Genomic DNA, 2,716 nt, shown 5'->3' on the forward strand with positions numbered 1-2,716 from the left:
CCCGGTGATGTGATCGTCACCGGTTCTGCAGAAGGCGCAGGTGGCTTGATGAAACCACCCCACTTCCTGAAGGCCGGAGATGTGATCGAGGTCGAAGTGAGCGGCATTGGAATGTTGACCAATAGCGTGGTGGAACAGGTCCTGGATTGAGATCACTTCTGAGCTAATCAGCCCCGTCGGGAGGCGAACCGACCCGTCGCCGAGAGGCGAACCGACCGACGGCACCGACTCAGCAGCCGTCGTGCCCGCTGCTGTACACTCGTCCCTGCCAGACAGAGTTCACTGCGGCAGGAGGCGAGCGATGACGAGCAAGACATCGGATGGACGCGAGAAGTTTGATGCGATCGTAATCGGATCGGGCCTCGGAGGCCTGGTCACAGCGGCCTATCTGTGCGCCAAGGGGACCCGGACGCTGGTCCTGGAGGCTCACTACATTGCCGGCGGGAACAGTCAGGTGTTCCGGCGCAAAGACAAGGGCAAGGAATTCGAATTCGACGTCGGCATCCACTACATCGGAGAGTGCGGTCGAGATGGTTCGATCACCCGCATCCTGAACAGTCTGGGATTGGCCGAGCGAGTGGTCTTCCGCCCCCTCGATTCAGATGGCTATTCCACTTTGCATTTTCCGGACCTGGATTTTCGCATCCCGTTTGGCTGGGACAACTATCGCTCCCGCCTGAACAAAGCCTTTCCGAACGAACCCGGACCACTCAATGGCGTGCTCGACGTCATGCAAGAAGTCGTAGGTGCCAGTCAGCGACTGGCACGAGGCGAGATCGAAATGGAAGATCTGGCCACAGAAGCGCCGATCTTCCTGCAGGCGGGCTTGCGGCCCGTGACCGAAATCTTCGCCGAGCACGGACTTTCCCAGCAAGCCGCTGCGGTTCTTCTGGGCGAGCAGGGTTGTTACGCAGTGCGACCTTCCGACACTCCAACAGTCATGGCGGCCGGACTCACCGACCACTTCCTGCGCGGAGCCTACTACCCCGAGGGCGGGGGTCAGGTCATCGCGGGGCGACTGGTCGAAGCCATTCGAGCCTACGGAGGCGAGGTGCGAACCCGCTGCCCGGTCGATCGGATCCGGATCGAAAAGGGACGCGTGGTCGGAGTCGTGGTCGGCCGGAAGAATCAGAAGCCCGAAGAAATCGACGCTCCGGTCGTGGTCTCCAACGCCGACCTGAAGCGAACCTTCAACGACCTGATCGGCGAAGAGCATCTCAAACCCGAGACGCTGGAACACATCCGTTCGCTGAAGATGGCCGTGCCACTGTTCTGTGTGTACCTGGGACTCGACATCGACCTGGCCGCCCAGGGCATGCCCAATAGCAATCACTTCATCTGGGGCAGCTCCGACATCGAGAGCGTGTACGACGACCTGGATGCGGGAAAGATCTCGTCCAATGCGATGGCCTACATCACCACGGCAAGCCTCAAGGATCCCGAAAGCCGCCACCTCGCACCCAAGGGACATACGAATCTGCAGATCATGACTCTGGTGCCGCGAGACTACTCGGTCTGGAACGTGAAGCAGGGTCCCGCCGACGGCGGCAGTTATCACCGGGATCCGGAATACCGCAAGCGCAAAGAAGCACTGGTGGACCACCTCATCGATGTCTCCGAGTCCGTCATCCCGAATCTGCGCGAGCACATCGTCTGGCGCGAGGCCGCAACGCCCATCAGTCAGGAGCGTTTCACGCGCTCGACCGGGGGAACTTCCTACGGCATCGAGATGTCCTGTAGTCAGGCCGGGCCGATGCGCGTCGGTCCGCGGACCGAGATCGAAGGACTGTTCCTGTGTGGCGCCAGCACGCCTTCGGGGCCGGGCATCAACGGCGTAATGCAAGGTGGCGTTGCGACGGCCAGCGAAGTCCTGGAATCGGACCTGAACTCGTCGGTGAGAGGCGGAGAGGTCCTCGGAGATCGCGAGGCCCTGCCCGAACTGAGAGAAGACTGGGATGCGTGGAGAGAGAGTCACTGATCGACACGAGGTTGGAGGGATTGGACGATGACGACTGCCCGCGACGTCAGGCCTGAAGGCGACGGAACGAAACCCCCGCGTCTGTCCCGAGGCCTCCCCTTCCTCGGCCACCTGATTGAACTGCGACGCGCCCCGATCGATCTGTTCTGGCGGGTTCGCAACGAGTGCGGCGAAGTCGGCGAGATCAATCTGGCCGGCACTCGCGTCGCACTGCTCAGCGGCCCCGAAGCCCAGATGGCGTTCTTTCGCGCGCCCGACGAGCAACTCAATCAGGCTCTCGCCTATCCCTTCATGCAGCCGATTTTCGGGCCTGGCGTCATTTTCGATCTACCGGTCGAACAGCGCAAGAAGGCCCTGCGCACGCGAGCGCTGCGCGACGAGCACATGCGTCGACACGCCGACGTAATCTCCCGCGAAACGGAAATGATGTGCGATCGCCTGGGCGACTCCGGCGAGATCGATCTTCTGGCCTTCTTCGGTGAACTGACCACGTATACATCGACCGCCACCTTGATCGGCCAGGAGTTTCGCGATGACCTGGCCCGCAAGGGCAGTGAATTCGCGCACGCATTCCAGGACCTGGAGCGCGGCACGGATGCATTCGCCTATGTAAACCACAACCTGCCCCTGCCATCGTTCAGGGCCAGGGATCGGGCACGTAAGAAACTCGTCGAACTGATCACGGAGATCCTCGACCGACGCGAAGAGGAAGGAAGACGCTGCCGGGACCTCTTGCAG

3 protein-coding genes are annotated in these 2,716 nt (G+C 61.5%); all 3 read left to right on the forward strand.

Annotated features, from left to right (window positions below; translation table 11 throughout):
- The coding region (locus tag GY725_22905) for a fumarylacetoacetate hydrolase family protein (protein MCP4007040.1) at window positions 1-150 on the forward strand (150 nt) is incomplete at its 5' end.
- Between the two features lie 151 nt (window positions 151-301).
- The gene (locus tag GY725_22910; protein ID MCP4007041.1) at window positions 302-1,978 is read left to right on the forward strand and encodes an NAD(P)/FAD-dependent oxidoreductase; all 1,677 of its coding nucleotides are present in this window, start codon (window positions 302-304) and stop codon (window positions 1,976-1,978) included.
- Between the two features lie 27 nt (window positions 1,979-2,005).
- Window positions 2,006-2,716: cytochrome P450 (locus tag GY725_22915; protein ID MCP4007042.1), on the forward strand; the 711-nt coding region annotated here is incomplete at its 3' end.

Source organism: bacterium (assembly GCA_024226335.1).
Lineage (GTDB): Bacteria > Myxococcota_A > UBA9160 > SZUA-336 > SZUA-336 > JAAELY01.